Source organism: Kitasatospora sp. NPDC022856 (assembly GCF_055561235.1).
The window spans coordinates 1-21,550 of record NZ_JBVHHE010000062.1 but is presented as its reverse complement, the minus strand read 5'-3'; the positions used below and the strand labels follow the sequence as shown (position 1 = coordinate 21,550).

The 21,550-nt window shown below is 75.1% G+C and carries 20 protein-coding genes; 7 read left to right on the top strand and 13 right to left on the bottom strand.

All coding sequences use genetic code 11. From position 1 onward, the window contains the following. Positions 1-194: 194 nt before the first annotated feature. The 5 genes from pqqA to ACZ34W_RS35925 all read left to right on the top strand — a co-directional run bounded on the left by pqqA (position 195) and on the right by ACZ34W_RS35925 (position 5,044). A complete protein-coding gene (pqqA, locus tag ACZ34W_RS35945; RefSeq protein ID WP_359809974.1) occupies positions 195-362 on the top strand; it encodes a pyrroloquinoline quinone precursor peptide PqqA in 168 nt (55 codons plus the stop codon). After that, positions 347-1,096 (top strand): thiaminase II/PqqC family protein, encoded by a 750-nt coding sequence (locus ACZ34W_RS35940; RefSeq protein WP_359837644.1) that lies wholly within the window; start codon positions 347-349, stop codon positions 1,094-1,096. Before pqqA ends, ACZ34W_RS35940 begins: the two co-directional genes overlap by 16 nt. After that, complete coding sequence (gene pqqE, locus ACZ34W_RS35935) at positions 1,093-2,493, top strand: pyrroloquinoline quinone biosynthesis protein PqqE (protein WP_465610307.1); 1,401 nt, start codon at positions 1,093-1,095, stop codon at positions 2,491-2,493. The genes ACZ34W_RS35940 and pqqE overlap by 4 nt, the downstream gene beginning before the upstream one ends. Then, on the top strand, positions 2,409-3,398 hold the full coding sequence (gene pqqB, locus ACZ34W_RS35930; protein ID WP_465610305.1) for a pyrroloquinoline quinone biosynthesis protein PqqB: 990 nt from the start codon (positions 2,409-2,411) through the stop codon (positions 3,396-3,398). The genes pqqE and pqqB overlap by 85 nt, the downstream gene beginning before the upstream one ends. A 224-nt stretch (positions 3,399-3,622) precedes the next feature. Then, positions 3,623-5,044: a lytic transglycosylase domain-containing protein gene (locus ACZ34W_RS35925; RefSeq protein ID WP_465610303.1), complete on the top strand. Its 1,422-nt coding sequence runs from the start codon at positions 3,623-3,625 to the stop codon at positions 5,042-5,044. Between the two features lie 102 nt (positions 5,045-5,146). Here the strand turns inward: ACZ34W_RS35925 and ACZ34W_RS35920 are convergent, their stop codons facing one another. The 3 genes from ACZ34W_RS35920 to ACZ34W_RS35910 form a co-directional block, all read right to left on the bottom strand. After that, entirely contained in the window at positions 5,147-6,190 is a 1,044-nt protein-coding gene (locus ACZ34W_RS35920; RefSeq protein WP_465610301.1) for a DUF5954 family protein, read from the bottom strand. Positions 6,191-6,420: 230 nt separating this feature from the next. Further along, a complete protein-coding gene (locus tag ACZ34W_RS35915; protein ID WP_329491221.1) occupies positions 6,421-7,005 on the bottom strand; it encodes a TerD family protein in 585 nt (194 codons plus the stop codon). Positions 7,006-7,236: 231 nt separating this feature from the next. After that, positions 7,237-7,887 (bottom strand): class I SAM-dependent methyltransferase, encoded by a 651-nt coding sequence (locus tag ACZ34W_RS35910; RefSeq protein ID WP_329491220.1) that lies wholly within the window; start codon positions 7,885-7,887, stop codon positions 7,237-7,239. 275 nt (positions 7,888-8,162) lie between these two features. On the opposite strand from ACZ34W_RS35910, the gene ACZ34W_RS35905 reads away from it, so the two are divergent. After that, the gene (locus ACZ34W_RS35905; RefSeq protein ID WP_465610298.1) at positions 8,163-10,523 is read left to right on the top strand and encodes a glycosyl hydrolase family 18 protein; all 2,361 of its coding nucleotides are present in this window, start codon (positions 8,163-8,165) and stop codon (positions 10,521-10,523) included. 75 nt (positions 10,524-10,598) lie between these two features. On the opposite strand, the gene yidD is transcribed toward ACZ34W_RS35905, so the two are convergent. The 9 genes from yidD to ACZ34W_RS35860 form a co-directional block, all read right to left on the bottom strand. Next, complete coding sequence (gene yidD, locus ACZ34W_RS35900) at positions 10,599-11,135, bottom strand: membrane protein insertion efficiency factor YidD (RefSeq protein WP_465610296.1); 537 nt, start codon at positions 11,133-11,135, stop codon at positions 10,599-10,601. Between the two features lie 86 nt (positions 11,136-11,221). After that, positions 11,222-11,992, bottom strand: coding sequence for a bestrophin-like domain (locus ACZ34W_RS35895; RefSeq protein ID WP_465610294.1), 771 nt, complete (start codon positions 11,990-11,992; stop codon positions 11,222-11,224). A gap of 118 nt (positions 11,993-12,110) precedes the next feature. Continuing rightward, positions 12,111-12,947, bottom strand: coding sequence for a hypothetical protein (locus ACZ34W_RS35890; RefSeq protein WP_465610292.1), 837 nt, complete (start codon positions 12,945-12,947; stop codon positions 12,111-12,113). Between the two features lie 254 nt (positions 12,948-13,201). After that, on the bottom strand, positions 13,202-14,611 hold the full coding sequence (locus tag ACZ34W_RS35885; RefSeq protein WP_352290942.1) for a family 2B encapsulin nanocompartment shell protein: 1,410 nt from the start codon (positions 14,609-14,611) through the stop codon (positions 13,202-13,204). A gap of 429 nt (positions 14,612-15,040) precedes the next feature. Then, on the bottom strand, positions 15,041-15,997 hold the full coding sequence (locus tag ACZ34W_RS35880) for a hypothetical protein (protein WP_465610290.1): 957 nt from the start codon (positions 15,995-15,997) through the stop codon (positions 15,041-15,043). A 161-nt stretch (positions 15,998-16,158) separates the two neighbouring features. Next, positions 16,159-17,055, bottom strand: coding sequence for a DUF1963 domain-containing protein (locus ACZ34W_RS35875; RefSeq protein WP_465610288.1), 897 nt, complete (start codon positions 17,053-17,055; stop codon positions 16,159-16,161). A gap of 145 nt (positions 17,056-17,200) precedes the next feature. Continuing rightward, positions 17,201-17,710 (bottom strand): hypothetical protein, encoded by a 510-nt coding sequence (locus ACZ34W_RS35870; RefSeq protein ID WP_465610286.1) that lies wholly within the window; start codon positions 17,708-17,710, stop codon positions 17,201-17,203. Between the two features lie 184 nt (positions 17,711-17,894). Next, on the bottom strand, positions 17,895-19,439 hold the full coding sequence (gene pdxR, locus ACZ34W_RS35865; protein WP_442906900.1) for a MocR-like pyridoxine biosynthesis transcription factor PdxR: 1,545 nt from the start codon (positions 19,437-19,439) through the stop codon (positions 17,895-17,897). A 102-nt stretch (positions 19,440-19,541) separates the two neighbouring features. Continuing rightward, on the bottom strand, positions 19,542-19,829 hold the full coding sequence (locus ACZ34W_RS35860) for a hypothetical protein (protein ID WP_465610284.1): 288 nt from the start codon (positions 19,827-19,829) through the stop codon (positions 19,542-19,544). 329 nt (positions 19,830-20,158) lie between these two features. Here ACZ34W_RS35860 and ACZ34W_RS35855 point away from each other — a divergent pair, with 329 nt between their 5' ends. After that, complete coding sequence (locus ACZ34W_RS35855) at positions 20,159-20,434, top strand: chaplin family protein (protein ID WP_329491210.1); 276 nt, start codon at positions 20,159-20,161, stop codon at positions 20,432-20,434. Positions 20,435-20,529: 95 nt separating this feature from the next. Here ACZ34W_RS35855 and ACZ34W_RS35850 read toward each other — a convergent pair whose 3' ends face one another. Then, entirely contained in the window at positions 20,530-21,042 is a 513-nt protein-coding gene (locus ACZ34W_RS35850) for a universal stress protein (protein ID WP_329491209.1), read from the bottom strand. Positions 21,043-21,550: the final 508 nt, after the last annotated feature.

Sequence of the window (21,550 nt, the reverse complement as noted above, 5' to 3'; positions counted from 1 at the left end):
CTGGCCCGACCGCCCGGTGGCCGGTCAAACCCCCGGCCCCGGCCCGTCACCCGTTCGAGCGCGATTGTCCGCACATCGCGCGGGTTGGACCGGCGGCCGGGCCCGGCGGCTCGTAGCGTCCTGACCCACGGGGCCGCGCGGCCCACCGCGCGCGTGCGCTCCTCCCACCCGCCCTCTCCCGAGGAGGAATCCCGATGAACCGCACCGCCGCTCCGCTGCCCACCCCCGCCGCCGCACCGCCCGAGCGCCCGGCCGACGCCGCACCGAAGCCCGCCTGGTCCGCACCGGCGGTCGAGTGCCACCGCACCGGCGCCGAGGTCACCGCCTACGCCGGACGGGCCGCCCAGTGGCTCAGCCGCTGACCCGCGAGCGGTTCGCGGCCAGGCTTTACGACCTGCGGGAGCGCTACTGGGACAGCCACCCGTTCCATCTGCGCCTGCACTCCGGTGGCTGCACGCCACCGGAGTTGCGGCGCTGGGTCGCCAACCGCTGGTACTACCAGCTCTGCCTGACCCGCAAGAACGCCGCGATCATCGCCAACTGCCCGCTCCCGGAGGTCCGCCGGACCTGGGCCGAGCGGCTCGCCTACCAGGACGGACCGGCCGCGCCCCTACCCGGCCCCGAGCGCGGCGCACCGGCCGGGGGCGCACCGGACGCCACCGCACCCGCCGAGGGCGGCCTCGCCGACTGGCTGGTCCTCGCCGAGGCGGTCGGCCTGGACCGCGCGGAGGTCACCGACGAACGGCACGTCACCCGCGGGGTCCGTTTCGCCGTCGACGGCTACCTGCACTTCTGCCAGACCAGAGCGTGGACGGAGGGCGTCGCGGCGGCCCTCACCGAGATGTTCTCGCCCGACCACATGGCCCAGCGGGTGACCGCCTGGCGCACCCACTACGACTGGATCGACCCGGCGGGGTACGCCTACTTCGAGCACCGCATCCCCACCGCCCGCAAGGACAGCGCCCGCACCCTGGAGCTCGTGCTGGACCACTGCGTCACCGCCCACCAGCAGCAGGCCGCCCTCGACGCCCTGGCCTTCAAGTGCGAGGTGCTGCGGGCCATGCTGGACGCCGTCGACTACGGGGCCGACCGGTGACGACCGCCCAGGCCGCCCCCGCCGCCCAGGTGCCCGGGCTGCGGCGCGGGGTGCGGCTGGTGCACGATCCGGTCCGCGACCGGGCCGCCCTGCTCTACCCCGAGGGCGTCCTGCTGCTCAACGACACCGCGGCCGCCGTACTGCGCCACTGCGACGGCCGGCGCGACACCGCGCTGATCACCGCCGGGCTCGCCGCCGAGTACGACGGGGTGGACGACGGGCAGGTCCGCGAGCTGCTCGCCGACCTCGCCGAGCGCCGACTGCTCACCCTGGACGGCTCCGGCGCACCCGCACTGCCGTACCCGGCCACCGGCCTGCCGGGCGCGGCCGTCCGGGCGCCGGCGCCGTTCGGCCTGATCGCCGAACTCACCTACCGCTGCCCGCTCCAGTGCACCTACTGCGCCAACCCGGTCGAACTCGCCCGCTACCGGGATGAACTGGACACCGACCAGTGGCTGCGCGTGCTCGACCAGGCCCGCGGGCTCGGCGTCCTCCAGGTCCACCTCACCGGCGGCGAGCCGCTGCTCCGCCGCGACCTCGCCCGGATCGTCGCCCACGCGCACGACCTGGGCCTCTACACCAACCTGGTCACCAGCGGGCTCCCGCTGGACGAGCCGCGTGCCACCGCGCTCGCCGGGGCGGGCCTGGACCACGTCCAGCTCTCCCTCCAGGACGCCGACCTGCGCCGAGCGGACGCCGTGGCCGGCCTCGCCGCGCACGAGCGCAAGCTCGCCGCGGCGGCGCTGCTGACCGGTGCCGGGCTGCCGCTGACCGTCAACGCCGTGCTGCACCGGGGCAATCTGGCCCGGCTCGGCGCCCTCGCCGACCTGGCCGTGGCGCTCGGCGCCGACCGGGTCGAGCTGGCGCACACCCAGTTCTACGGCTGGGCCTGGCAGAACCGGGCGCACCTGGCGCCGAGCGAGGCCCAAGTCCGACAGGCCGAGCTGGACGTGGCCGCCGCCCGGGAGCGCCACGGCGGGCGGATCGAGATCGTGCACGTCGCGGCCGACCACCACGGCGGCGCCGTGAAGCCCTGCATGGACGGCTGGGGCCGCCGGCAGCTGGTGGTCGCACCCACCGGTGACGTGCTGCCCTGCCTGGCCGCCGCGCAGCTGCCCGGTCCGGCGCTGCCGAACGCGGCGACCGACGGGCTCGCCGCGATCTGGCACGACTCGCCCCTGTTCAACCGGTACCGGGGCACCGGCTGGATGCCGGAGCCCTGTCGCGGCTGCGCGCTGCGCGAGGTCGACCACGGCGGCTGCCGCTGCCAGGCCTTCCAGTTCACCGGGGACGCCGGCGCCACCGACCCGGCATGCCGCCTCTCCCCCGACCACCACCTGGTCACCGGGCCGGTCCCGGTGACCACCCCGGCCCCCGTGCCCCGGAGGACGCGCTGAAGATCCGGATCCTGGGCACGGCCGCCGGCGGCGGACTGCCCCAGTGGAACTGCGGCTGCGAGGGATGCTCCACCGCCCGCCGCACGGGCGCCGCCCGCAGCCAGGACTGCCTGGCGGTCAGCGCGGACGGCGTCGCCTGGTACCTGGTCAACGCCTCGCCCGACCTGCGGAGCCAGCTGCTGGCCGCCCCGGAGCTGGAGCCGGCCGCCGGCACCCGGGACACCCCGCTGCGCGGCGTCCTGCTCACCAGCGGCGAGCTCGACCACACGCTCGGCCTGTTGACCCTGCGGGAGGCCGCCGGGCTGAGCGTGCACGCCACCGAACCGGTCCGTGCCGCGCTGCACGGCGCCTTCCCGGTCGGCCCGCTGCTCGCGCCCTACACCAAGGCCCGCTGGCAGTCCGTCGCGCCGGGCACCGCCTTCGACCTGGCCGGCGGGCTGCGCGCCGAGCCGCTGGCGCTGGGCGGAAAGCGGCCGCGGTACGCCGCCGACCTGCCCGGCGAGGCCTGGGACGGCCGGGCGGACTGGGTGACCGGCTACCGCTTCACCGCCGCCGGGAGCCGGTCGAGCGCGGTGTACGCGCCCGGACTGGCCGCCTGGACGCCGGCGCTCGACCGGGCGGTGGCCGGTGCGGCCGTGGTGATCCTCGACGGCACCTTCGCCACCGACGACGAACTCGCCGAGCGCACCGGCGGCTCGCGCTCCTCCCGCGGCATGGGCCACCTGGCGGTCCGGGACTCGCTGGTCCACCTGGGCCGCCACCCCGGCCCGCGCTACCTCTACACCCACCTCAACAACACCAACCCGCTGGCCCACCCGGGCTCCCCCGGCGCCGCCGCCCTCGCACCGGCCCTGGCGGCGGCGGGCGCGGCCGTCGCCGAGGACGGTCAGCTCGTCGAGTTCTGAGCCCCGGCGCCGCTCCCCGGCCCGCCGGGTACCGCCGGGCGCACCCTCGCCACCTGCCCGTTCACCGGACGGTGGGGCCCGGGACAGCCGCTGCTCACCCGGGTCCGGTCAGATCATCGTGATACTAATCATTCCGGTAACACGAACTGTCATGCACTGGCAGGCACGATGGTGACAGCCCGTCCGTTCCCCCGGGGTCCGGACGGTGACGGGGAGGGCACGGCATGAAGGCACGGGTCGACAGCGGACGACAGACGGGGCGCCGGATACGGCTGGGCAAGCGGGTGACCGGGACGGCCGCCGCGTTCACCGCGCTCGCGGCCCTGACCGGCTCTCAGGTGACGGGACTCGGCCTCTCCGGTGTCGCGGCCGCCGAGCCGGTGCCGCCCGTGATCGACCCGACCACCTCCGTGGTCGCCACCGCTCCCGGCACCACGCCGCCCGGCTCCGAACCGCCGTCGCCCGCCGGCGGGCCGACCGTGCCGGTCGACGGCGGGGGCGCCGTCCCGCTGCCGCAGCCGCCCACGACCCTGCCGGGCGACCCGTCCGCCGGACCGTTCCGGACCGGGCCCGCCCTGCCGGCGACGGTCTTCGCCGCCTACCGCAAGGCCGAGGCCGCGCTGGCCGTCCGCTCGCCCGGCTGTCACCTGCCGTGGCAGTTGCTGGCCGCGATCGGCGAGGTCGAGTCCGGCCAGGCCAACCGGGGCGGGGTGGACGCCGCGGGGACGACGTACCGGCCGATCCTCGGCCCGGCGCTCAACGGCAACGGCTTCGCCGCGATCTCCGACACCGACGGTGGCCGCTACGACGGCGACCGGCTCTGGGACCGGGCCGTCGGACCGATGCAGTTCATCCCCTCCACCTGGGCCTACTGGGGGGTCGACGCCAACGGCGACGGCCGGGCGGACCCCGACAACGTCTTCGACGCCGCCGAGTCGGCCGGCCGCTACCTCTGCGCGGGCGGCCGCGACCTCGGCGATCCGGCCCAGCTGGACCGGGCGATCCTCGGCTACAACAACTCGGGCGAGTACCTGCGGACCGTCAAGAACTGGATGGCGCACTTCGGCAGCGGGACGGCGACCACGACACCGGACCGGCCCGCCCCGGCCGGCGCGCTGACCGCGCCGTCACCGTCGCCGACCGTGCCCGCACCGGCGACCGGCCCCACGACGCCCTCGCCCTCGGCATCCCCGGCGCCGTCGACCGGCACGCCGACCGGTGGCCCGAGCGGGACGCCGACGGGAGCGCCCACGCCCACCGCGTCGGCCTCGCCCTCGGCCGGCCCGAGCCCGAGTGCCACGCCGAGTGCCACGCCCAGTGCCACGCCGACCGGTACGCCGAGCACCTCGCCGACCGCCACGCCCAGCACCACCCCGAAGGCCACCCCCACCGGGACGCCGACGGCCACCCCCACCGCCACGCCCACCACCTGCGCCACCCCCACGGCGACGGCGACGGCGACGCCCACCGACGGCGCGAGCCCGACGGTCACCCCGTCGGCCACCGCCACCGCGACGCCCCCGGCGCCCGGCTGCCCGACGCCGACCGGCACCCCGACCGGCACCCCGTCGGCCACCGCCACCCCGAGTGGCTCGTCCTCGGCCGCCGCCTCCCCGTCGGCCTCCCCCTCGCCCTCGGCGCACTGACCACGCGCCGAGTACGAACCGAGCACGCACGGAACACGCATGGAGCACGCGCGACCCCGGCCCGGGCGCCCCGATCAGCGGGCGCACCGGGCCGGCGGCCGTTCAGGCCTCGTCGTCCTCGTCGTCCGGGTAGCGCCCGAACGCCCGGTCCTGCTCCTCCTGGGCCTTGACCGGGAGGTCCGGGTCCCAGTCGGAGGGCCGCGGCCGTTCGGGCCCGTCGGGGCCGAGACGGAGCACCGGCTCGACCCGCACCAGCCGGAACCGCCGGTCGGCGGCCCGGAGTTCGTGTCCGCGCTCGGCGTCCAGCCGGTCGGCGGCGGCGGCGTACCGGGCGCGCTCGTCCTCGCCGAGGTCCGGCAGCAGCCGCGGGGCGAAGTCGCGCAGGTAGGCGGCGAGGCTGTCGCGGGCGGCCTGCGGGGTCTCGTAGGCCCCGGTCATCGGGCCCCAGTGGCCGTCCTCGTACTCGGCGACGGCGCAGTGCACCGGGAGCACGAACACCTTGGGGTAGCGGCTGGAGGCGTGCCGGGCGTCGGCGCGGACGTTCTCGGGGATGCCCCGGCCGGCCGGCACCAGCGTCATCATGTCCAGCCGCAGGATCCCGTCGACCAGAGTGACGTCGGCACCGGGGTCGACGACGAAGCCGTCGACCCGGGACGGCAGCCGGTAGGCCTGGCCGACGGCGGCCGGGTCCGGGTCGGTGGGGCGCGGCGGTTCGATGCCCTCGGGGCCCGAGCGCAGCACCTGTTCGGCCCGGAAGATCCGGTACTCCCGCCCGGCGACGGTGATCTCGTCGAGCGCCTCCCACTCCATCCGCCGGTACGCCGCCGTGTAGGCGGCCCGCTCCTCGTCGGTGATGTCCCAGGTGGCGGCGAACCGGGCGCCGCGCTCGGCCCGCGCCCAGCAGCGGAACTGGTGGCCGAGGTCGTCGCGAGCCATCTGCGGGGTGGTCGCGCGGTAGCCGAGGATCCGCCAGGTCCCCTCGGGGGTGCGCTCCAGACTGCCGAAGGCGGGCGCCATCATCATCAGGCTCGGATACCGCTCCCGGGAGGCCCACGCCTCCAGACCGGCCACGGCCGCGACCGGGTCGTCGGTGTGCGCGACCCGGATGGTGAGGTGCCCCGGCAGCTGCGCAGCGTCATCGTCCATGCGGCCAGTGTTAGCGGACGCGGTGAGTGGGCCGCAGGGATATCGGGGAAGTGCACCCGACCGGGCAACGGCGGCGGACCGGAGGGCCGTCCGCGCGACCGCGCGGGACGGGGACAGCGGGCGCGGGGCCCGTCCGGGGGGAGATCGGACGGCCCCCGCGCCGCCGGTCGACGGACCGGCCGGAGGGCCGGTCGCGGGCGGCGCGGCGCGGGCGGGCCCGCGGCGCACCGTCAGAGGTGCTTGGCCAGCTCCGGCATCAGGTCCTGGAAGGTCCGCCCGCTGGCCGGCTGGCCGATCGCGGCCATCTGCCAACCACCGGCCGTGCGCTGCACCTTGGCCATGATCTGGGCGGTGTACGGGCCGCCGCCGGTGAGCGTGTACCGGGCCAGCTCGGCGCCGGTCTGCTCGTCGACCAGCCGGCAGAAGGCGTTCTCGACCTCCTGGAAGGTCTGCCCGGTGAAGGAGTTGACGGTGAACAGGATCTGGTCGACCTCGCTCGGCACCCTGGTGAGGTCCACCGTGATCGACTCGTCGTCGGTGGCGTCACCGGCGCCGCCGGTCAGGTTGTCCCCGCTGTGCCGCACCGAACCGTCGTTGCTGGTGAGGTGCTGGAAGAAGACCACGTCCACCGGCTTGCCGGCGGCGAACAGCACCGCCGAGGCGTCCAGGTCGATCTCCTGCGAGGCCAACAGCTTGGCGAAGAACCCCTTCCGCTGGGCGGCCCGCCAGCCGAGGCCCATCCGCACCACGCCCAGCTGCCCCCCGCCCGGCTTCTCCAGGCTCAGCTTCTGCCCCTTGGCCAGCGAAACGCTCATCGCGTCCTCCTCGTTGCTCCGCCCTGCGTCCTGAATCTACAGCACTGTAGAGATTCCCGGGTGCGCAGGGTCGGTCCTGGGAATCCCCGTACCCCGCTCCTACGATCAACACCACATCATCCGGACACGGAGGGATTAGCCACGACCCACCGGCCTCCCGGCCGCGATTCCGCACGCGGGCTCCGGCGCAGGTCCCGCACGCGGCGCCCGGCGACGCCGACGGACCCCCCGCTACGGCCGCTCCAACGGCCGCTCCAGCCGCACCAGGGCGTCGACCGCGGCAGCGCGCCCGCCGGTAGCCCCGTCGCGGTGTCCGGCCTCCGCGGCCACCGGGCGGAGCACCCGCTCGGCGCGGACGGTCCGCAGCCCGGCGTCGGAGAGGTCGGCGAGCACGTCGTCCGGAGTGAAGAGGACGCGCGGGTCCTGCGGGCCGCCGACCCCTTCGGTGAGGTTGCTGCTGTCGTGGCCGACCACCAGCAGGGTGGCGCCGGGGGCGAGCGCGGCGGCGGCCCGGCGCAGCGCGGTGCGGCGGTCGGCGGCGGGGAGCTGGAGGTAGGCGACCAGCACCAGGTCGTAGCCCTCGGCCGGGAGCGGGAAGCCGCGGGCGTCGTCGTGGCGCCAGGTGAGCCGGTCGGCGACCTCGTCGGGCAGGTCCGCGGTGAGCCGCTCGGCGCGCTCCAGGGCGACGGCGGAGAAGTCGAGGCCGGTCACCCGCCAGCCCTGCCGGGCGAGCCAGATGCTGTTGCGCCCCTCGCCGGCCGCGACGTCCAGGGCGCGGCCGGGAGTGCGGCCCGTCAGCTCGCCGACCACCCAGCGGTTGGGCTCGGCGCCCCAGACCAGCTCGCTCGCGGCGTAGCGGTCGTTCCAGTCCTGGCTGTCCATGGCTCGTCCTCCGTTCGGCGGGGCTGCTCCGTACGCCACCGTACCGGCGCGGGGGCCGCCGACCGTCCAGCGGGCGGACACCCTTGACGGCGAATATTGGTCCAGTCCAATCTGTGATGTCGTCGATGCGTACGGGCCCGGCCCGACGGTCTCGACGCGTCGTACCGAAGCATGTGTCACCCCGCCCGCGCGCCCCCACAGCGCTCGGCTCGGCTCCCTTCGGCCCACCCGGGCCACCGCACCGCCGGAACCCCCACTCATCCGGAGGACACCGCATGCACGACCGAGTCACGCCCGCGCGCCCCGCCGAGCGCCGGGCCGCCGCACCACGCCGGCGAGCCACCGCGCTGGCCCTGGCGGCCACGCTCACCACCGGCACCGCCGCCCTCGCGCTCTCCCTGAACACGGCCTCCGCGGCGCCCGTCAACCTGCTCGCCAACGCCGGTCTGGAGACCGGCTCGCTGGCCGGCTGGACCTGCGTCAACGGATCCGTCGTCACCACGCCGGTGCACGGCGGGAGCTACGCGCTCAGCGGGGCCGCATCGGCCTCCGACACCGCGCAGTGCCAGCAGACCGTGACCGTGCTGCCCAACACCCAGTACACCCTGTCGGGCTGGGTCCAGGGCAGCTACGTCTACCTGGGCGCGACCGGCACCGGGGTCAACTCCTCCGCCTGGACGCCCAACGCGACGGGCTGGACGCAGCTGAGCAGCACCTTCACCACCGGCGCCGCCACCACCTCGGTGACGGTGTTCACGCACGGCTGGTACGGCACCGGCACCTACCGGGCGGACGACCTCAGCCTGACCGGCCCGGCCGGGCCGACCAGCAGCAGCCCGACCGCGACCAGCAGCCCCACGGCGACCAGCAGCCCGACCGCGACCAGCAGCCCGACGGCGAGCACCAGCCCCACCGCCTCGAACAGCCCCACCGCGAGCACCAGCCCGACGGCCTCGAACAGCCCGACGGCGACCACCAGCCCCACCGCGACGGCCACCGCCACGGCGACGGGCACCGGCCCGGCCGGGGACGGCAAGGTCACCGTGCCCGGCGGGCTCACCGTCGGCAAGGTCACCGGCAACGCCGTGGTGCTCAGCTGGCAGCCGTCCACGCTGACCGGCGGCGACGGCCCGGTGGCCTACAAGGTCTACTCCGGCAGCCAGCTGGTCGCGACCTCGATGGGCACCTCGGTGGCCGTCAGCTCGCTGCTGCCGAGCACCAACTACCGGTTCACCGTCCAGGGCTACTCGGGCAGCCACGCCTCCGCGCAGTCCGCGCCGGTGGGCACCACCACCGCGCCCGCCCCGGCCGCGAGCCCGTTCCGCTCGGCCTACTTCGACCAGTGGGGCGTCTACGAGAACGCGTACCACGCGAAGAACGTGGACACCAGCGGCGCGGCGGGCAAGCTGGACGTGATCACCTACGCCTTCGCCAACATCCACCCGACCACGCACACTTGCTTCCAGGCCGTGAAGGCCTCCGACTCGGCCAACGAGTCCAACCCCAACGCCGGGGACGGCGCCGGGGACGCCTACGCCGACTACCAGGCCGACTACAACGGCGCGGCCAGCGTGGACGGCAGCAGCGACACATGGGAGCAGCCGCTCAAGGGCAACTTCAACCAGCTGCGCCAGCTGAAGGCCAAGTACCCGAACCTGCGCTTCACCATCTCGATCGGCGGCTGGACGTACTCCAAGTACTTCTCGGACGCGGCCGCGACGGACGCCTCCCGCAAGGCCTTCGTCTCCTCCTGCGTGGACATGTTCCTCAAGGGCAACCTGCCGACCGGCGTGGCCGGTGACGCCTCGGGCGGCCAGGCCTCGGCGGCCGGACTCTTCGACGGCGTGGACCTCGACTGGGAGTACCCGGGCTCGGCCGGCGGCCACACCGGCAACCACTACTCCGCCGCCGACAAGCAGAACTTCACCCTGCTGCTGAAGGAGTTCCGCACCCAGCTGGACGCCCTCGGCAACGCCCAGGGCAAGCGGTTCCTGCTGACCGCCGCACTGCCCAGCGGCCAGGACAAGATCGCGCAGCTGGAGACCGACAAGATCGGCGCCTACCTGGACTACGCCGACGTCATGACCTACGACATGCACGGCGCCTGGGACGCCAAGGGCCCGACCAACCACCAGGACCCGCTGCACGACAGCCCGGCCGACCCGACCACGCCGATCACTCCCGGCACCCGCAAGTACAACGTGGACACCACCCTCGCCGCGTACACCACCGGCCTGCCGGAGTACGGCATCGCGGGCGGCTTCCCGACCAACAAGCTGGTGCTGGGCATCCCGTTCTACTGGCGCGGCTGGACGGGCGTGCCGGCCGGCTCGAACTACGGCCTGTACCAGAGCGCGACCGGTCCGACCCCGGCCAAGCCGCTGAGCGCCGAGGCCGGCCTGGCCGCCTGGAAGGAGCTCAACGCGAGTGCGGCCAACACCCACTGGGACCCGGTGACGGAGACCTCCTGGGTCTACGACGGGACCAACTTCTGGACGGGTGACACCCCGCAGGCCATCCAGGCCCGCGGGGCGTACGCCAAGAGCAAGGGCCTGGCCGGGATGTTCGCCTTCTCCCTGGAGAACGACGACGCCTCCGGCACCCTGCTGAACGCGATCGACAGCAGCCTGCGCTGACGCACCACCGGGCAGGGGCCGCGCGGATCACCGTGATCCGCGCGGCCCCTGCGCCACCGCTCCTCGCGACGGGCCCTACCGCCCCGGCACCGGGTCCGCCCCGCCGCGGCGCGCCGTGCCCGGGCGGCAGCGGAGCAGCCGGCCGGCGGTCAGCCGCGCCCCGCGCACGGCGCCGTGCCGGTGCAGCGCCTGGACGGCATAGGTGGAACAGGACGGCGTGTACGGGCAGCAGGCCGGTCGCCGGGGACTGATCTCGCTCCGGTAGTACCGCACCGCCCCGTACAGCACGCCCGCCGCGAAGCCGGCCGGGGCGGGCGCCGACGGATCGGCGGCCGCGCCGCGCCGTCCGCGGCCGCCACCGAGGGCGAACCGCAGGCCCGCGGCCATCATCACCGGGACGAGCGCGATCAGGCACGGGTCCCCGAGGTCACAGCAGTCGCAGGCGTCCGAGCAGTCGTTGTCGTTCTTCTTGCCCTTCCGCCGCTGGTACGCCCGCCACTCCTCGCGCTGCTTGCGGCGCCGGCGGCGCTCCTTCTCGGGCAGCCACCACCAGGCGACCCGGGGGCGTCGGGGCGGGTAGGGCGCGCCCTGCTGGGGCGGCGGGTAGGTCACGACTGACGATCCTCTCGATGCGCCCGACGGGACCGACCCCCGACGGCCGGATCAGATTATCGAAGGAACGCCGGTCCGCGTGACGCTCAGTCGCCACCGCCCAGGGTCGGGAACAGGTCGGTGAACGTCTGCGTGGTCACCGAGACGCTCCGGCCGAACGGATCGTCGAAGTCCCAGATCAGGAAGAGCAGGAAGGCGATCAGCGCGCTGAACGCCCCCGCCAGCAGCAACTCCCGCGGCGAGCGCCGGATCTGCAGCGCGAACACCATGCCGACGGTCACCACGGCTCCGACGATCAGGCCGAACCAGACCACGCCCGGCATGGTCGGCCCGGCGTTCTGGCCGCGGGCGTTGCGGGCGTCGTCGACGGTGCTGATCCGGTCCATGATCGGCTGGTAGGCCTGGGCCTCGAGATCGCTGGCCGGCGTGCGGGTGGCGACGTCCGTGCGGAGCTTGTCGAGTAACTCGGTGCCGCGCTCGGAGATCTCGCCGTGCTCGCGCATGTACGTCCACTCGGTGTCGACCACGTAGGAGACGTAGGCGTCCACATCGGCGCGGACCTTGTCGCGGAACTCGACCGGGTAGATCTGGGCGCGCTCGCTCACCTCGTGCAGCGACTGCGCCTCGCGCGCCACGTCGTCCTGGGCGGCGCCGCGCGCCTCCCAGACGCCGGCGATGGCCAGGCCGAGCACGATCGCGTAGACCACGCCGATCATCATCGTCATGTACTCGATGACGTCGGGCGTCTCGTCGGTGTCCTCCTCCTCACTGACCCTGCGGTGCCTCAGCAGCACCACCGCCACCACGACGGCGCAGGCCGCCGACATGGCGATGGCCAGCGCCAACCACTCGGACATGGGAACTCCCTTCTTCAGCTCGGGTTCTCTGTATCGGGCCCGGCCGTCACCCGTTCACCCGACGACCGGTCGGTCGAAGGCGGCCGGCCGGGCCGGGCCGCCTCGGGGGCCGGGCGCCTCAGGAGCGGCCGGAGCCGCCCCGGCCGGACCGGCCGGACCGGCCGCGCGGGCGCAGGGCCGCCGCGGCGAGCACGGCGGGCACGGTGACGAGCAGCATCGTCCGGGTCGGCGAGCTGCCGTGGTGGCGCTCCGGAGCGGGCACCGGCGGGGCCGCCAGCGGCACCCGGACGGGCTTGACCACGGGCCGCGGCTTCGCTTCGACGGCCGCCGGGCTCGGCGTGGCGGTCGGCGAGGGCGGCTCGGGCGCGGGGGCCGGTGGCACGACCGGTGCCGCGGTCGGCTTCGGCGTGGGCTTCGGCACGGGCCTGGTCGACGCGGGCGGCGGGGTGGGCCTCGGCGTCGGGGCGGGCGGCGGCACCGGCGCGGGGGTCGGCGTCGGGGTGGGCTTCGGCTCCGGCGTCGGCGGGTGGATCGGCGTCGGCGTCGGCGTCGGCGTCGGGGTGGGTGTCGGCGTCGGACTCGGCTTGGGCGTCGGGGTGGGGCTCGGGCACGGGTGGTGGTGGTGGTGCCAGGGCGGGTGACTGGGCTTCGGGTGCGGACCGGGGTGGTGCAGCACTCCGGAGAGGTCGACCGAGACGCCCACCTCCACGTCGACATCGACATCGACGCCCACGCCACCTCGGCCGACCGACACCGAGACGTCCGTGCCGGTGGAGACGCAGGTCTCGACGACCGGCCCGTGCGGGTCGCCCCCGCCGTGGTGCTCGGGGGTCCGGGCGGCACCGGTCGCGCCGCTCAGCAGCGCGCAGAGGGCGGCCACCCCGGCTGCCGCGCCGGCCAGCCGGGCCCGGCGCCCGGAAGCGCCCTTGCTCACGACGATCAGGTCTGCGGTCACGACGGCCCGTCCACCGGTATCCGCCGTGCCCGCCGGGGCTGCGCCAGGGGCTCCATGTATCTCTTGCATCGTCAGGAGGTCCGCGTTCGTGGGGAGTTGTCCTCGTCGGGAGTCGGCCCCGTCCTGGAGCCCGGTCGGCGCCGGGAGGGGCGACATCGGACGGCCCGCCTTTGAGGGGCGGGCCGTCCGACGTCAGGTGAAACGATCTTGCGGTGGGCCGGTTACGGCCCGCCCGCGCCCGATCGGGCCGTTGTTCAGTGGCGACCGTGCGCGATCTCGACGTTCTCCAGGACGCCGACCGCGTCCGGCACCAGGATCGCGGCCGAGTAGTAGGCGCTGACCAGGTACGAGATGATCGCCTTCTCGCTGATGCCCATGAAGCGCACCGAGAGGCTCGGCTGGTACTCGTCCGGGATGCCGGTCTGGTGCAGGCCGATGACGCCCTGGTTGTCCTCGCCCGTCCGGATCACCAGGATCGAGCTGGTGTTCTCCTTGGTGATCGGGATCTTGCTGCACGGCAGGATCGGTACCCCGCGCCAGGCCGGCACCTGCTGCCCGCCGAGGTCGACATGGTGGGGGTAGAGCCCGCGGGAGTTCAGCTCGCGGCCGATCGCCGCGATCGCGCGCGGGTGGGCGAGCAGGTAGTCGGGGTCGCGGCGGCGGCTCAGCAGCTCGTCGAGGTCGTCCGGGGTGGGCGGGCCCGAGTGGGTCTGGATCCGCTGCGAGAAGTCGGCGTTGTTGAGCAGGCCGAACTCCGGGTTGTTGACCAGCTCGTACTCCTGGCGCTCGCGCAGCGCCTCGATGGTCAGCCGGAGCTGGTGCTCGGTCTGGTTCATCGGCTGGTTGTAGAGGTCGGCGACCCGGCTGTGCACCTTCAGCACCGTCTGGGCGACGCTCAGCTCGTACTCGCGCGGCTTCAGCTCGTAGTCCACGAAGGCGCCGGGCAGCTCGTACTCGCCGTGGTGGCCCGCCGACATGGCGATCTCGGCCTCACCGCGCTCGTTCTGGCGCTGGAGCGGCAGGGCCAGGAACTCCTCCAGGTGCCGCTGGAGCGCGGGCGAGCCGTCCCGGATGGCCTGGAACTCGCGCCTCGGCAGCGAGAGCACGGTGCCGGCCGTCACCGTGGTGGCGGTGAACTCCCAGACGGCGTCCGGGTCGAGCACGGCGTGCTCGCCGAAGCGGTCGCCGTCGCCGAGCACGCCGACCACCGTCTCGTCGCCGTACTTGCCGGTGCCGATCTGGTTGATCTTGCCGTGGGCGATCAGGTAGATGCGGTCCGCCTCGGTGCCCCGCTCGGCCAGCACCTCGCCGGGGCCGAAGTCGCGCTGCTCGCAGCGGTCGGCGAGGGCCGTCAGCACCCCGTCGTCGTCGAAGCCGCGCAGCAGGGCGAGCTCCCCGAGCTCACGGGGGATGACCCGGACCTCCGAGCCGGTCTTGATGAACTCCACCCGGCCGTCGCCGACGGTGTAGGTAAGCCGGCGGTTCACCCGGTAGGCGCCACCGGCGGCCTGGACCCAGGGGAGCACCTTGAGCAGCCAGCGGGAGGTGATCTCCTGCATCTGCGGTGCGGACTTGGTGGTGGTGGCGAGGTTGCGGGCAGCGGCCGTCGTCAGGCTCGACTGCTGCGGTACCTGCTGCGTCTCCGGGTTCGTGTCCACCGGCATCGGCAGGGTCTCCTTCATCTGGTCAAGGTCACGCCGACCCGCCCCGGAGTCCGGGGACGGATCATCAGATACGCGTACGGGAAGGGGTGTTGGCGAGAGAGCGCGATGGTGTCCGCCCACTCGGGGCGACCCACCGGGAACCCTAGATCACCCGCGCCCGGCCAAAGCCGTACGGCCCCAAAGCACCCCCCGATAGGGTGAATCTGATGCGCCTGGCGGTTGGAATCCCGTGCGTTCCTCCCATTGACCCCGGACTTGCTGTGCATGCGAATCGCCCGCCCACCGGAACGATCCCCTCCACCCGAACGGAGCGACGTGCGGGCCCGGGGGCCGCCGGGCGGCGCACGAGCGGATGGCACAGGTGTTCGCTCGTCGAACATCCGGCCAAGCGCCGGGTGACGGCCCGTCGGACGCCCGAACGGCGGACCGTCACCCGTCCTGCGCCGCGGCCCGCCGGTGGCGGCGGTACCAGACCTCGCCGACCAGGACGGACAGCACGAGCAGGATGATCGACATCAGCGGCCACCGGCTGCCCGCGACCCGGATGTCGGCGAGCAGCAGCATGATCACCGCCCCCACCGGCAGGACCAGCGAGATCCCCGCCCTGATGGTGGCCGCGACGGTCGCCGGGTCGGCGCGACGACGGCGCCGCCGCAGCGCGGCCCCGGCGACGTCACCGCCGAAGTAGAAGTCGACGGCCCGGCTGCCGACCCGGTCGGTCGCCCGGGCGTAGGAGAAGCCCATGTAGGGCAGCCAGACCAGCGGCGCGACCAGCCCGATCAGGAAGACCAGCAGGACCAGCAGCCAGCCGCCGGCCGTCCGCCAGCGGGAGGGCGGCGGATCGGCCCCCTCACTGGTCAGCCCGAGCAGCCGGGCCATCCGCCGGAGCAGCGACCAGAGCCCGCGCCGCCGCCCGGCCGAGGGCCGGGGCGCGGTGTCCAGGGCGCGCCCGGCGGCCGCGACATCGGGGTAGGCGCCCTGGAGCACCAGGATCTCGGCGGCCCGGGGCCGGGCGGCCGGGTCCCTCCCGGCCAGGGCGGCGAGTTCGAGGAACAGCTGGGCCTGGGCCAGCAGCGCGGTGCAGAACGCGAAGGGGATGAGCACCATGAACGGCCCGCCGACGAAGGCGCCCTCGCTCTGACTCACCCGCCGGGCGTGCGTCACCGCCAGTCCGGCCAGCTCCTGCGGCGTCGCCTCCGGGTGGGCCGCCCGCAGCGCGGCGACCCGGCGGGCGGCCCGGGGGCCGCGGTGGCGGACGGCGAAGACGGCGAGGGTCTCGGGCAGCAGTGAGGGGTGGGCCCGGACCGAGCGCAGCAGCTCGCCGACCGGGGGCTCCGGGCCGTCGGGCGCCGCCGCGTCGAATGTCGCCGATCCCTCTGCTGCCACGTCCGTCCCACCGGTTCGGCGATCGGGGTCCGGCCGCTCGGCCGGGCGGACCGGCGGTCGCGGGCGGGTGCCCCCACCTCTTCCAGCAGCCTAGTGGCGGCCGGGCGGCCCCGCCCGGGCAGCGGTGGCGGGCCCGCTCCGGGCGGCGTTCGCCGGCCCGCTCAGGCGACCTCGAAGCCGTGCCGGACGCGGTCGAAGCGGCCCGCCGCCAAGTCCTCGTCGGTGATCCAGAACGACACGTTGACGCACTCGCCCCAGTCCACCGCGAGGGCGCGGCTCCCGATCTGCAGCAGCGGCCGGTGCCCCGCCGGGCGGCCGGTGTCGGTGTCGCACCAGCCGAGCACCCGCACGCCGGGGGCGGCGAGGTGGTCGCGGAAGTCGGCGGCGAGGTCGAGGGCGATCATGAAGTCGTCGGGGAAGACGTTCTCCAGCTCGCGGTCCTGGTAGGAGGGCGCGGAGAGCCGCCACTCGGCCCGGACCTCGACGGCCGGGACGGCGGGGGTGCCCGGGCCGTCGGCCGGGGCCGGTCCGGGCGGTGCGCCCGCGGGCACGTGCAGGACCCGGCAGCCACGGCCGGTGAAGTCGGAGAGCCACTCGTCGTGGAAGAAGAGGAGCAGCCCGGCGGTCGGCAGCGGCCAGTCACCGCCCCGGCCGGTGGTGCGGAAGGCCTCCGCCAGGCCGGCGCAGTCGAGCTGGGCCAGCAGCCGCATCGGGCGCCCGGCGAACTCCGGCCACCCGGTGCCGGCCGGCAGGGCGGGCAGCCCGCCGAGCACCCCGGCCGACGGACCGTCGCCCCCGGCGGCGAGCGCCAGCGAGGGCCGCATCAGGCCGTGCACCAGCGGAGCCGTCCGCTCGTCGGCCCGGGCCCGGATCGCCTCGGCGACACCGGGCGGGACGGGCAACCCGCGCGGGCCCGGCTCCCCCGGGCGGGCGGCGGACCGGCCCGGGGAGCCGGCCGCCCCGGCGGTCGTGCTCGCGGCTGCGGTCATGCGCGCGGGGAGGCCCGCGGGCGCGCTCGCGGCGGCGCGGTCGGTCGCATCGGTCAGCGGTTCGGCCATGCGCGCAAGCCTGTCACGAGGGTCCGACAGCGCACGCGAAAGGCCCGTCAGGTGCCGGTACGGGGGCGGCCGGCACCTGACGGGGGACTGTGGGACGGGGGACTGTGGGACGGGCGCCCGCGCGAGCGGGCCGGACCGGCCGGGGTCAGGAGCAGACGACCTCGTTGCCGGGGACGTCGAAGATGCCGGAGTCGGAGGCCGCGCCTGACTGGTACTCGTAGTAGAGGTACGTGTAGAAGTCGATCCGCGTGCCGGCGCCGCAGGCCGAGCCGGCCGCGATGTCGTAGGTCAGCGTCACGGTGGTGGAGGCCCCCGCCGCGACGGGCACGGTGTGGTGGACCAGGCCGCTGGTGCCGCCGGTGTCGCACGCGCTGACCGCCCCGCCGCAGGACGAGAAGGCGTACGCCAGACCGGGGACCTGGCTGGTCTGGTAGGTCGGCTGGACGGACTGGTAGACGAACCGCACGGGGGTGTCGTGCGGGTTGGTCAGCGTCAACGTCAGGGTGACCGCGGAGCCCGGGGTCGCCGTCGCCCGGTCGGAGCCGACCGTGAGCAGCGGCGTGTCCGCCTGGGCGGGAGCGGCCGAGAGGAGCAGACCGACGACGAGGGCCAGGATCGCAGCGATTCCGAGACGGCTCACATGTGTTCTGCGCATGACCAGTGAGCCTAGGCGGCACCGCCGGTCGTGGCACCGGCCTCCGCCCGGGCCCGTACCGGCATATGACAGCGGAGCGGACGCGGCGGGCCATTGACTACGCCACGACACCTCCCGCCACGGCCCTTCCCCTTACCCTCCGGCCCGCACCACCCACCCGGGGCCGGAGCGTGCGGGCCGGCGGTCAGAGCGGGGCGGGCAGGACGTCGCAGAGCGCGGCGACGGCCGCCTGGTAGGCGTGGTCGGCCGGCGTGGCGTAGCCGACCACCAGACCGTCCGCCACGGGCATCGCGTCCGGCCCGATCAGCGGGTGCCGGTAGTCCGCCAGCCCGTCCAGGGCCAGTCCCCGGTAGGCCGCCGCCTTGAGCACGGACCGCTCGGTGCCGGGCGCGAGCCGGAGCACCGCGTGCAGGCCTGCCGCGATCCCGGACACCTCGATGTGCGGCGCCCGCACGGCCAGTTCGGCCAGCAGGTGGTCCCGGCGGTCCCGGTAGCGCCGACGCATCCGCCGCACGTGCCGGTCGTAGCCGCCCGACTCGATGAACTCCGCGAGCGTCAGCTGGTCGAGCGCGCTCGCCCAGGCCTCCCGCTCGCCCTTGACGGCCAGCACCCGGTCCACCAGCTGCTCGGGCAGCACCATCCAGCCGAGCCGCAGCGCGGGCGACAGGCTCTTGCTGACACTGCCGAGGTAGATCACCCGTTCCGGGTCGAGCCCCTGCACCGCGCCGACCGGGCGCCGGTCGTAGCGGAACTCGCCGTCGTAGTCGTCCTCCAGTACCAGCGCGCCGCTCCCGCGCGCCCAGTCGATCACCGCCGCGCGCCGGGCGGCGTGCAGCGGGCCGCCGGTCGGGAACTGGTGGGCCGGGGTGAGCAGCGCCGTGCGCACCGTCGGGTGCTCCGCGAGCGCGTCGATCCGCGCGCCGTCCTCGTCCAGCGGCAGCGGCAGCGTCGTCACCCCCGCCCTGGCCAGCAGCGCCCGGTGGAAGCCCAGCCCGTAGGCCTCGACGGCCAGCGGACCGGCGGCGGGGCCGCCGAGCACCGCGCCCGCGCCGTCGAACAGCAGCCGCAGCGCGTGGGCGAAGCCGGAGCAGACCACGATCCGCTCGGGGTCGGTGCGCACGCCCCGGGCCCGGGCCAGGTAGTCGGCGAGGGCGACCCGCAGCTCGCGGCGGCCCTGCGGGTCACCCGGGCCGAAGGCCTCGTTGGGCGCGGAGGTGAGCGCCCGGCGGCCGGCGGCGAGCCAGTCGGCGCGGGGGAAGGCGGAGGCGTCGGGGCGGCCCTGGATCAGGTCGTGGGCGGGCCGGCGCGACGGGGACGTCCGGCGGGCCCGGGTCGCGGCGACCGGCTCGGCCCGGTCGGCGACGGTGGTGCCGGAGCCCTGACGGGCGGTCAGCCAGCCCTCGGCGGCCAGCTCGGCGTAGGCGTCGGCGGCGGTGTTGCGGGCGATGCCGAGGTCGGCGGCGAGCGAGCGGTACGGCGGCAGCCGGGTGCCGGGGGCGAGCCGGCCGCTGCGGATCGCCTCGCGCAGGGCGGCCATCAGCGCGGCGCGGCGGCCGCCGGTGGCGGGCAGTTCGAGGTGCAGGTCACTGCCGGCCGGGCCGTCGGGCGGGCCGGCCACGAGCGTCGCCGTCGCCGGTGCCGCAGCCGTCGCTGCCGCCGCCGGGCGGGGTCTCGGCCCGGCCGTCGGGCGGGCGGGCTTCCGGGGGTGTGCGACCGGGGTGTCCGTCATGGTCCCGAACCCTATCGCCGGGTACGAACCGGCCCGAGGGCGGGCGGGTGGCACCGCCCCGCGGACCGGCTCGCGCCGGGGCCCGGCCGGAACCGGCCGGTCTCAGTCGATCCGGACCGAGTTGACGATGTAGGCGCGGACGTCGTTCCGGGTCCGCTCGGCGAGCGCCGAGTCGGTGGAGTAGGCGCTGACCGTGATCCAGATGTTCCCGGACTGCGGGACGCAGACGATGTGGGCGATCACGGCGGAGTTGCCGCCGATCACCTGGTAGTCGCCGTCGCCGGCGAGGTCCCAGACCTGGAAGCCCTGGCGCTGCAGCGCGCTCTGGGCCACGCCGAGACAGTCTCCGAGGGTGTCGTTCTTGGTGAAGGTACCCCAGTGCGCGAACATGCGGTCTCCCTTGCGTGGCGTGAGCCGTAGCGGGTCGTCGGGCGGTACGCCCCGGGGCCGTCGTACCGGCCCCGCGCATCGAGCATCGGACGGCGGACGTCCCGGACGCACGGGACCGGCGCCCCATCGCGGCCCCGACCGCGAGCCGGGACAGCGCCCGGCCCCGGACCGGGACCGGCGGCCCGGCGGTGCTCGCGCCCGATGCCCGCCCTTCGGGTGACGGCCGGCCGGCCCGGTTCCTGCATCCGAGTCGGATCGCAGCGCCGATCGGGTGGCACTCCGGTCGGATCGTGTCCGGTTCAGCGTGTCGGCTGGCTATTCCTACCGGCATGACCAACACCAGGAAGTACCTGCTCGCCGCCGGTCTCACCGCCGCGCTGGCCGTCATATCCACCGGCCCCGCCTTCGCGGGGGACTGCGACGGGGTCGGGCACAGCGCCGCCGCGGCCGAGTTGTCCTCCGGCACCACCTGCGTCAACACCGGCGGTGCCTACGCCAGCGGCGTCGTCACCGGTTCGCCGGGGGTCCTCTCCGGCAACCAGATCCAGATCCCGATCAGCATCCCGATCAACATCTGCGGCAACGGCGTCAGCATCCTCGGCTGAGCGACCTCCCGACGGCCGGAAGGGCTGCGGTCCGGTCCCACCCGGATCGCAGCCCTTCCGCACGTCCAACTCCGCCGGCCCCCGCCCCTCCCCCCTTACGGCACCACGGTCACCGGCCAGCGGCCCGCCTTCACCAGCCGGACCGCGACCGAGCCGATCACCCGGTGCCCGGCCTGCTCGGAGCCGCCGACCACCACGGCGTCCGCCCGCAGCTCGTCCGCCATCCGCGCGAGGCCCGCGAACGGGTCGCCCCGGAGGGTCAGGAAGCGCCAGTCCAGCCGCCAGACGTCGCTCAGCCGCCGCTCCGCCTCACGCAGCGCCGCCAGCAGCTCGTCGGCGATCTCCTGCGTGGTCTCCCCGACGGCCGCGCCCGCGAGCGCGGTGGCCGCCCCGAGGACGGGCTGGACGTACGCCACCGCGAGGGTCGCGTTCTGCCGCCGGGCGAGACCGGCCGCGTAGGCGGTCGCCCGCCACGAGGACTCCGAGCCGTCCAGCCCCGCCAGGATCACCTTGGGCCCGTCGGTCCCCAGCTCGAACCCGGCGGGCGCGACCGCCGCCCCCGGCTCCTCGGCGCCGCCGACGGCCTCTGCATCGCTCTCGTTGCTCATGCCCAGAGGCTATGGCGGACACGCCGGGTGAGCGGACGGGGCACGTCGGGTGAGGGCTGTGGTGCGCGCCACCCGACCCCGGACCCCCACCCCCCACGATCCGCACCCCCCGCCGACACCCCGTCACCCACCGTCGACGATGTGCCCGGCCTCACACCCCCAAACCTGTGGCCCGGACCACTCCCACCCCCCAAACGATCTTGAAAAACGGGGCAAACACCTTCAAAACAGCCCAATCCCTAGATCCATACCCCCGGTAACCACCCACCCACCAGCCCAAACCTACGAATCCTTGAAACCCCCACCCCACCCCCGTAACTTCGAACCCGTTGCACCGACCACCACGCACCGCAGGGCCCACCACCCCGCACCGCACCCGGTGCCCCCACCCCCCGCGACACGACACCACCCCAACCCAGGGCCTGGTTCCGCACGCTCGCACCCACCCCCCGAAAGGACCCGCATGACCCTCCGTAACGAGACCACCGCCGCCACCACCACCGCCACC

Bases quoted from the DNA above. Each gene is read 5' to 3' on its own strand.
- pqqA (WP_359809974.1), top strand. From the start codon at position 195: ATGAACCGCACCGCCGCTCCGCTGCCCACCCCCGCCGCCGCACCGCCC.
- pqqB (WP_465610305.1), top strand. From the start codon at position 2,409: ATGCCGCCTCTCCCCCGACCACCACCTGGTCACCGGGCCGGTCCCGGT.
- ACZ34W_RS35925 (WP_465610303.1), top strand. From the start codon at position 3,623: ATGAAGGCACGGGTCGACAGCGGACGACAGACGGGGCGCCGGATACGG.
- ACZ34W_RS35920 (WP_465610301.1), bottom strand. From the start codon at position 6,190: ATGGACGATGACGCTGCGCAGCTGCCGGGGCACCTCACCATCCGGGTC.
- ACZ34W_RS35915 (WP_329491221.1), bottom strand. From the start codon at position 7,005: ATGAGCGTTTCGCTGGCCAAGGGGCAGAAGCTGAGCCTGGAGAAGCCG.
- ACZ34W_RS35910 (WP_329491220.1), bottom strand. From the start codon at position 7,887: ATGGACAGCCAGGACTGGAACGACCGCTACGCCGCGAGCGAGCTGGTC.
- ACZ34W_RS35905 (WP_465610298.1), top strand. From the start codon at position 8,163: ATGCACGACCGAGTCACGCCCGCGCGCCCCGCCGAGCGCCGGGCCGCC.
- ACZ34W_RS35895 (WP_465610294.1), bottom strand. From the start codon at position 11,992: ATGTCCGAGTGGTTGGCGCTGGCCATCGCCATGTCGGCGGCCTGCGCC.
- ACZ34W_RS35885 (WP_352290942.1), bottom strand. From the start codon at position 14,611: ATGCCGGTGGACACGAACCCGGAGACGCAGCAGGTACCGCAGCAGTCG.
- ACZ34W_RS35875 (WP_465610288.1), bottom strand. From the start codon at position 17,055: ATGGCCGAACCGCTGACCGATGCGACCGACCGCGCCGCCGCGAGCGCG.
- ACZ34W_RS35870 (WP_465610286.1), bottom strand. From the start codon at position 17,710: ATGCGCAGAACACATGTGAGCCGTCTCGGAATCGCTGCGATCCTGGCC.
- pdxR (WP_442906900.1), bottom strand. From the start codon at position 19,439: ATGACGGACACCCCGGTCGCACACCCCCGGAAGCCCGCCCGCCCGACG.
- ACZ34W_RS35860 (WP_465610284.1), bottom strand. From the start codon at position 19,829: ATGTTCGCGCACTGGGGTACCTTCACCAAGAACGACACCCTCGGAGAC.
- ACZ34W_RS35855 (WP_329491210.1), top strand. From the start codon at position 20,159: ATGACCAACACCAGGAAGTACCTGCTCGCCGCCGGTCTCACCGCCGCG.
- ACZ34W_RS35850 (WP_329491209.1), bottom strand. From the start codon at position 21,042: ATGAGCAACGAGAGCGATGCAGAGGCCGTCGGCGGCGCCGAGGAGCCG.